This is a genomic window from Plectonema cf. radiosum LEGE 06105 (assembly GCF_015207665.1).
GTDB lineage: Bacteria > Cyanobacteriota > Cyanobacteriia > Cyanobacteriales > Nostocaceae > Rivularia > Rivularia radiosa_A.
In genome coordinates, this window is sequence record NZ_JADEWL010000220.1 from 1 (window position 1) to 7,707 (window position 7,707).

At 39.0% G+C, this 7,707-nt stretch carries 11 protein-coding genes; 8 read left to right on the forward strand and 3 right to left on the reverse strand.

The genetic code is table 11. The annotated features are described in order from the left end of the window. The first annotated feature begins 245 nt into the window (after window positions 1-245). The 5 genes from IQ247_RS30505 (at window position 246) to IQ247_RS30525 (ending at window position 3,876) form a co-directional block, all read left to right on the forward strand. Window positions 246-635, forward strand: coding sequence for a hypothetical protein (locus IQ247_RS30505; RefSeq protein ID WP_193925756.1), 390 nt, complete (start codon window positions 246-248; stop codon window positions 633-635). Between the two features lie 20 nt (window positions 636-655). Next, complete coding sequence (locus IQ247_RS30510) at window positions 656-1,339, forward strand: hypothetical protein (RefSeq protein ID WP_193925758.1); 684 nt, start codon at window positions 656-658, stop codon at window positions 1,337-1,339. Further along, the gene (locus tag IQ247_RS30515) at window positions 1,321-1,491 is read left to right on the forward strand and encodes a hypothetical protein (RefSeq protein ID WP_193925760.1); all 171 of its coding nucleotides are present in this window, start codon (window positions 1,321-1,323) and stop codon (window positions 1,489-1,491) included. Before IQ247_RS30510 ends, IQ247_RS30515 begins: the two co-directional genes overlap by 19 nt. Next, a complete protein-coding gene (gene dnaB, locus IQ247_RS30520) occupies window positions 1,484-2,833 on the forward strand; it encodes a replicative DNA helicase (RefSeq protein ID WP_193925762.1) in 1,350 nt (449 codons plus the stop codon). The genes IQ247_RS30515 and dnaB overlap by 8 nt, the downstream gene beginning before the upstream one ends. A gap of 104 nt (window positions 2,834-2,937) precedes the next feature. Then, window positions 2,938-3,876 (forward strand): hypothetical protein, encoded by a 939-nt coding sequence (locus IQ247_RS30525; RefSeq protein WP_193925764.1) that lies wholly within the window; start codon window positions 2,938-2,940, stop codon window positions 3,874-3,876. Window positions 3,877-3,922: 46 nt separating this feature from the next. Here the strand turns inward: IQ247_RS30525 and IQ247_RS30530 are convergent, their stop codons facing one another. Genes IQ247_RS30530 through IQ247_RS30540 form a run of 3 tightly spaced genes read right to left on the reverse strand, consistent with a single transcriptional unit; the run spans window position 3,923 to window position 5,454 of the window. Then, entirely contained in the window at window positions 3,923-4,819 is an 897-nt protein-coding gene (locus tag IQ247_RS30530) for a relaxase/mobilization nuclease domain-containing protein (protein ID WP_193925766.1), read from the reverse strand. 40 nt (window positions 4,820-4,859) lie between these two features. Continuing rightward, entirely contained in the window at window positions 4,860-5,054 is a 195-nt protein-coding gene (locus tag IQ247_RS30535; protein WP_193925768.1) for a hypothetical protein, read from the reverse strand. 37 nt (window positions 5,055-5,091) lie between these two features. Further along, window positions 5,092-5,454 carry a hypothetical protein gene (locus tag IQ247_RS30540; protein ID WP_193925770.1) on the reverse strand — a complete coding sequence of 121 codons (363 nt, stop codon included), beginning with the start codon at window positions 5,452-5,454 and terminating at the stop codon, window positions 5,092-5,094. A 94-nt stretch (window positions 5,455-5,548) separates the two neighbouring features. Here IQ247_RS30540 and IQ247_RS30545 point away from each other — a divergent pair, with 94 nt between their 5' ends. From IQ247_RS30545 to IQ247_RS30555, 3 genes are all read left to right on the forward strand, one after another. Beyond that, window positions 5,549-5,878 (forward strand): hypothetical protein, encoded by a 330-nt coding sequence (locus tag IQ247_RS30545; RefSeq protein WP_193925772.1) that lies wholly within the window; start codon window positions 5,549-5,551, stop codon window positions 5,876-5,878. Beyond that, window positions 5,875-6,351: a type II toxin-antitoxin system YhaV family toxin gene (locus tag IQ247_RS30550; protein WP_228060192.1), complete on the forward strand. Its 477-nt coding sequence runs from the start codon at window positions 5,875-5,877 to the stop codon at window positions 6,349-6,351. The genes IQ247_RS30545 and IQ247_RS30550 overlap by 4 nt, the downstream gene beginning before the upstream one ends. Before the next feature lie 270 nt (window positions 6,352-6,621). After that, window positions 6,622-7,707, forward strand: a 1,086-nt coding sequence (locus tag IQ247_RS30555) for a ParM/StbA family protein (RefSeq protein WP_193925774.1), incomplete at its 3' end; no start/stop codon positions are given.

Below are 7,707 nucleotides of genomic sequence, written 5' to 3' on the forward strand. Positions count from 1 at the left end.
CATCATCCGTGCATCTGTAAGCAGTAGTTAAATACAGACAACTACCCGGAACAAATTTGATGTAGTAAACAAAAATCTTCGCGCTAAGCAATGCCATTTCTGCCGAAACTCCTGGCTCCTACGTTAGGTTAGAGAGTTTATATATTCTACGTTTGGGCTTTCTTCAATAAACAATTTTGTCCTTTAATATGGAGGGCGCGTTAATAATCACTACTAATGGTGATGAATTTTTCGCGTGAACAAAAATGACAAAAGATATCCAATTGTTCTCTAAAAAATATCTGACTGACGGAGATTATTTGATAGCTGTTGAGCGGATTAAAATTAAGCACAAATTATTCCGAGTAATTGCTTATAGATTGGCCACTGGAGACACTGCAATTACGACTCGTCAAATGGCGTTTTCAGTTAAGAAACCGTTCTATACTGCTCGCCAATTTATGCGAAAAATGGGAGTTGAACCAATTCGCGTTCAAATGCCCAATCGCTCCATAACAGACATGATTCACATGGAAGTTGTTACGGCTTTTTGGAAATCTCTGAACGAATCTGGTGAAGGTAATCCACTGACAATAATTGGTCAAAAATATTTGGATGAGTATTTGATTGAATCTGAATATCTAAGTCTAGATTAAATTAATCAAGTTCAAGGCATATGGCACAAATACAACAAACAGCTATGGACGATAGTGCAATTGCGAGTGTGGAACCAAACGGTTTTTATCAAACTCCAAATTCAATGGCTATCAAAGCTATTAATAGTAAATTGACTGCTGCTGACTGGGCATTATGGTCTTATTTGCAGATGATAGACCCTTTCGGTGACAAGATGATTGAATTACCGAAAATTCCGGAAATAGCCGAAGTCATAGGAGTAAGCTTCAGACAAATTAAACGCTCGCTTTCTCGCTTAGAAGAATTAGAACTTTATTTTTGGGAGCCTGTTTTAGTTCGCGGACAAAATTTAGCAGGTAAAAAAGCAAAAGAACTTTGTCAACAGAAAATCAGGAGTAAATCCTCTCAAAAAAATAAAATGACAAATTTGGACAGAATTGTCCAAATCGAGAGCCAGAACCCTTCCCTGGCAATGGTTTCATTTCCTCTCAGACTTATTCAGACTTTATACAGACTCTCTCAGAAGGCGAGAGAGAGAATTTTTGGGAATTTTCTAAAAAGAAAACAGCTTCGTTACCAAAGCCACCAGAATTACCCATCAAGTGGATCGAAGCTCATTTTGAAGAATTACATGGACAGTGGCTTGAAACGCTTACGCAAAAGCTTAAATACAATTTCGAGGCTTTCAGTGAGCCACAGCACCAAATGTGGTACGGGCAGCTAAAGGTTGTTGTGGAAGCTGGAAATGGCACGAGCTTACGACAATTTTTAAACGATGATTTTTACGAATGTTGGTTCAATTGGGCGAAATCTGCTCGTGCGGACGTGCGCGAACTTTTAGCAAAAAATCCAATTCTTGAGGAGAACTATGGCTGAAAATCTGAATTTTGCGAGTGTTAACAAGCTGCCTCCTCAAAATATTGAAGCAGAGCAAGCGATTTTAGGCGGTATCTTGCTCGACCCAGGCGCTATCGCAAGAGTGAAAGACATACTTGTAACGAATGCTTTTTATCTGGGCATCCACCGGAATATTTACACTGCTGCTCTAGAACTTGATAACTCCGGTAAGCCCACGGATATGCTCGCAGTTATAAACTGGCTCTCCGACCACAATCAGCTTGCAAAAATTGGTGGTAGAAACCAATTAGCGTCCCTTGTAGACCGGACGGTATCGGCAGTTAACATCGATGCCTTGGCTCAATTGGTAATGGATAAATACCATCGACGGCAATTAATCAAAGCCAGCGGCGAAATTTACGCCCTAGCCCATGACCAAACCGAAGAAATAGGTAAACAGTTATCTATCGCATTTTCAAAGGTTCTAGAGGTAAATAACAGCGCGATCGCATCATTCTCCGAACCGACTCCCTTATCATCCATCTTGATAAATGCCTTTGAACGCATTGAACAAAAAAGTACGGGCGTATTACCAAGGGGCGTTAACACTGGATTCTATGACCTAGATCCGGTAATCGGAGGATTTAAACCAGGAAAATTAATCACAATTGCTGGTCGTCCGGCAATGGGTAAATCATCGTTTTTGGGTAATTTGGCTTTTAATATTTCCCAATTAGAACATCTGCCAACTGTAATTTTTAGTCTTGAAATGGGCAAGGAAGAATGGGGAGATAGATTTTTATCAACTGATATGCCTATCGAATCAAGTTATTTACAAAACGGTCAAATTAGTAAATTCCAATGGGACATGATAGCGCAATCGATAAGTAAATTAAGTGAATTATCCATCTACATCGATGATTCACCCATTGTAACTCTCAATTCAATTAGTACGAAAGTTAAACGATTGATTGCAGAAAATAATCGTATTGGCATGATTGGAATTGACTATTTGCAGTTAATGGAAGGGACGGATGGTGATAGTTTTAATCTGCCTTTTCAAATTGGAAAAATCACCAGAGGGTTAAAGCAATTAGCACGGGAATGTAACACAACTGTTGTCATATTGTCGCAGTTAAATCGTGGTGTGGAAAGTAGAAATAACAAACGTCCTTTGATGTCAGATTTAAGAGAATCGGGGCGAATTGAGGAAGATTCGGATTTAGTATTACTTCTGTACCGTGATGAATATTATCATCCCGATACGATTGATCGAGGTATTGCAGAGTTAATTGTTGCCAAGAATAGGGGTGGGCCAACGGGAATAATAAAACTTCTGTTTGATGCACAATTTACTTGTTTTAAAAATTTAGCACGTTGAGATGATTGAAGGAGGCAGATTCCCTCCTGCCCTCTGCCTCCATACTTCTACCTTCTTGATAAATCTGATGACGCTATCGCTAATTGCTATTTAGGGCGTAAAAAATGATGATGCTTTTTAATACCAAGCAATATGAGCAACCATTAAAACAGAGGTATAGAGGTGATTGGGATGATATTGAATATGACCCCACTTGGGACGAACTCGACGATATTCCCGAAATCCGACAAAACGAAGGTTTCACAGTTGTGGAAGTTATAGAATATGACTTTGTATCCGTGCCAAGCCAGTTCCTAGAGGATAAGTTGAGTGAAGATATATCCTCTAGGAAAATGGGTGAGAACGAAGAATTCCTAGAGGATAATTCAGATGAAAATATATCCTCTAGGAAAATTGGCGAGAACGAAGAATTCCTAGAGGATAACTCAGGTGAAAATATATCCTCTAGGAAAATCGGTGAGAATCAAAAATTCCTAGAGGATAAGTCCGGTGAACATATATCCTCTAGGAAAATGGGTAAGAATGAAAAATTCCTAGAGGATAAGTCAGATGAACATATATCCTCTAGGAAAATTGGTGAGAATCAAGAATTCCTAGAGGATAAGTCCGATGAAAATATATCCTCTAGGAAAATCGGTGAGAATCAAAAATTCCTAGAGGATAAGTCCGGTGAACATATATCCTCTAGGAAAATGGGTAAGAATGAAAAATTCCTAGAGGATAAGTCAGATGAACATATATCCTCTAGGAAAATTGGTGAGAACGAAGAATTCCTAGAGGATAATTCAGGTGAAAATATATCCTCTAAGAAAACGCGCCGACGTAAGGGCGATGGGAGCGGCTGTATTTATTACCGTACCGTTGCCAAGAAAGGTAAGGAATATTGTGAGGCATACTATCAATACGAAGTTTGGAAAGATGGCGATCGCTTAGTTAAGTCATCGAAATATATTCCTAAGCGATTATTAATCCAGGTGCAACGACTGGAGGTAGAAAAAGCACCAGTAAAGAAAACATTAGGGGTGTTGGGAATAAATTGTTAATATAACTGTTTCTAAATCTCAGCTAATTGACGTTTTTGGGTTCAATTCAATCAAATTCTATTTGGGAATTTTTGGAACGCATAGGACGGTTGGTTTTTGGTTCTAATGCTTCATCTTTAGTCTCGTGTCGAGTTAATAAATCATCACGATAATGGTCAAACTTAATACCTCGCATCGTTAACCCTTTGAGAGTAGAAGCTTTATGGTTCCTACCTAATTTACTTCCAGCAAATGCAACACCATCTGTAGAATATGAAATACCTTGAATAATACCCTCCGAGTTGAATTTCAATGATGTTTCTACATCTGCTAGTTTCAATTTTTCAATAAATTCAGCAAAACTCACTCCTGGTTGAATCGCAGTTTCTATTGCATCTTGAATTTTCTCAACTGCACTCTTATCCGCTGGTTTATTCCGCAGTCCCAACTCAAATTCTTGGTTTTCTCGAAACATTCGTCGCTTTTGTCCGGTAGATGGTGCTGTACGTTCAACGGACCATGAATTCGTTACGGAGGTTAAGTTACATTGTATTTCTAAATTTCTCAAAACCTTTTCCAAGCGTCGTTTATCGTACCAATCAGAAACACATTCACCATCAATATTAATACGACTTGCGGCAATATGTAGGTGGAAATGATTGCAGTCATTATGGGATGCTGCAAAATAAAGGTTTTTCTTAAACCCCATTCCTAAAAGCGTTTCTTCGACAATTTCTTCTAATTCTTGATTTTCTGGTTTTTCGTCAAATGGGAAGCTAATACTAATGTGACTAACTGGCGATCGCACTCTCGGATTTAACTGCTGTGTTGCTGTGAGTTGCCGATAAAAGTCTATATGTGTTTCTCCTGCAAGATTTGTACAAATTAACTCAGCTTGTTCTTTTTCAAGGATGTATTTGGTAAGCCCTGCAAAGCTTTTACCTTTTTTTATCTTGCCAATCATTCTATTAAAAATTGTATGACTACTAAACTAAGCTATTAAATTAATCACTAACTTTTTCCCAAAATTCTCCATAGCTTTTGTAAAGAAGTACAGTCGTTAGTTCGGATGGTAAATCATCCCATTTACATCGAATTCCTTTTTCTGTAATTTTTATACAAGTACCCATGTATACTTTGTTATCATCTGTACGACGACAGATGCGCTCACCTATTTTTATTTTTGGCTGTTTCGGCATAGTACAGCTTTGATGGAATTGAATTTACTCTTACCAATTATCGCTCATTACTGATTTCTTCTTCGCTTTCCAAAACTAAACATAAACGTAATGTTGAAATTTCTCTCAACAACTCCTCAAAAGGATTAAAGTCAATAGGTGGTAGGGTTAAACCTTGGGCTATGGCATGATTTTGAATGGCGGCTATTTGACTAATATCTTCGCTGATTTTTAATAATTGCCAGTAGCATTTCCAGTTAATTTTGGGAATACTTTTGATACGACATCCTGCCATTCTCCGTCTAACCAGTTCTGCTTTGCTAATACCGCCAGATTCCGCTAATGCTTGCCAATTTTCGTTTTGTTCGGGGGTCAACAGCATCTCAAATCTAACTGTATGTTGTTTTTGTTTAGCTGGCATTGCAATTGTTAAGTACTATGTTTAAGAAGCGGCACAAGTTTTTTCAAGTTGGGTTACTTCTGTTATGATGTAAGTACATAACGTACATACATTCATGAGTAACTCCTACAAAATTCGCAGTACTAAAATTGGGAACAGCGCAGGGTTCCGCTTGCCTGCGGATTTTTACCGCGAACATCCTCAGTTTAACAATGCTTCGGGTTGGATAGAAGTATTGTCTCATGATACTGCGATCGTTAAGATTATTCCCGATGTCGTAGATGACGATTCGGAAGAAGATTCCCTGATGATGCGGCTGTTTCTAGATTTTGCGATCGCAGAAGCATTGAAAGATAATACGTTACAACCTTATACAGCCGAGATGTCTAAAACTGCTCGCGAATTGATTGAGGGTGTGGAATTAGAGTCAGATTCCCCCCGATGATGGCTAAGTTTATCAGTAATGGTTGGGAAATTTATTTTCACCCCCAGTTATTTGGAGTTCAGTATCAAGAATTATTAAATCGGGTTTCTTATTTACGTAATAAGTTGCCAGAAGCTGAGTTCAAAACCCACGCAACTATAAAGCTATTTGCAGCAATCACTGTTGCAATTGAAAGTAAAATTCCTTCCGATCCGGGAGCAAACTATTTTGCATTGACGGGAGCATTAAAACGCTACGGACGAGTCAAGAAAATAGGCTTACCTCAAAGGTATCGATTGTTTTTTCGGGCTTTTGATACGGAGCAGCTAAAGGCTATTGTGATTCTATGGCTTGGCTTTCCACGTAAGGAGGGAGCAAAGAATGACTGCTATGAAGTATTTACAAAGATGGTAGAACGGGGAAGTTTTCCAGATAGTTTGGATGAATTGATTGCTTCCCCAGAAAAAAGCCTGGATGAACCAGAGCCTAATTAAAAAGTATTCTCCTAAAGAATAAATACGTATACCACCACTGCTTGCTCTCCCAGACAGCAAGCGCATAGAAGAAAAACCGCTGCAAAACCCAGAGTAGGGAGAGTAGAGGGAATATTTATCCATTCGCTTGATGATTGACACTTTTACCCCACCAAATCCCTCCAAACACCTTTACGTCAATAGTGATAGAACAATTAACGACTTTAGTTATATCCTGAGAAGTATTTCTAATTGCTACCCTAATAGAGATACTGTGTGGGGAAATTACTTATGGGTAGATTAAATAATCTTGCATACCCGTTAGTTACTCTGACTATAGATTTTGGTGGAAGTGGCACCAAGGGTATAGTGCAGATTCGCGGTGGTAAGCCAACAGCATTTTGGATGGAGGCTTCTGTAATCGAAGCTCCTTACACCTCGTTGGCTTTTCAAACTCGTAATTTGGGCAATGCTTATCCTGAAAACACCGCTTGGGTAGGAATTGGTGAAGATTATCGAGCAGTAGGTTACTTGGCGCGAAGTATTTACAGTGCGACACCAAGATTAAAACCGCGCAAGTATGAATTGGCATTGTATAAAACCTTGGCTGCCGTGTGGGCGATAAAGCAGAAATTTAAGTTATCCGACTCCTTTGACATTTCTCTAGCATTACTTTTACCACCTGGGGAATTTGAAGATTCGGCGTTACTCAAACCGATGCTCAAGGAAGCTTTTACCCAATTCGATACACCTTCAGGAAAGATTAATGCGAATTTACTTGGTTACGAATGTTTTCCTGAGAGTGGTGGGATTTATGCAATGTATTGCAAAAACACGGGTGAGGCAATAAGGCGTAAAGTCATAGCCCTAGTCATGTTGGGGTATCGCAATGCCTCGGTAATCATATCTCGGCGCGGTATATTGAATCGGGGTAAAACTGCGAGATTAGGGATGACGAAAATGGTCGATTTGGTTATCGAAGGTACATCAGGGTTAGAAGCATCCGAATTAATTGAAGGGATTGTTGCAGCTGGTAATGAACCAAAACCCCAACATTTCTATCATTTATGTAGTTCTAGCAATATAGATGCTCAAATTGAAAAAATTCTATCTGTTGTAAATTCATCTAGAGCAGAGTATGCGATCGCGCTTATGAGTTGGTTAACAGAAGTATTGCCGAATAAAAACGAATTGGATGAGGTGATTATTTGTGGTGGTACGGCTGATTACTTGCGAGAAGAGTTAGATTCAGTGTTTCCAACAACACCTATAGTTTGGCATGGTGGCGTGGAAGTGCCACAAACTTTAAACGAGCAGTGGTTGGGAAATCGTTTAGCTGATGTATGGGCATTGTCCGTATATCACGGTATTAAAGTT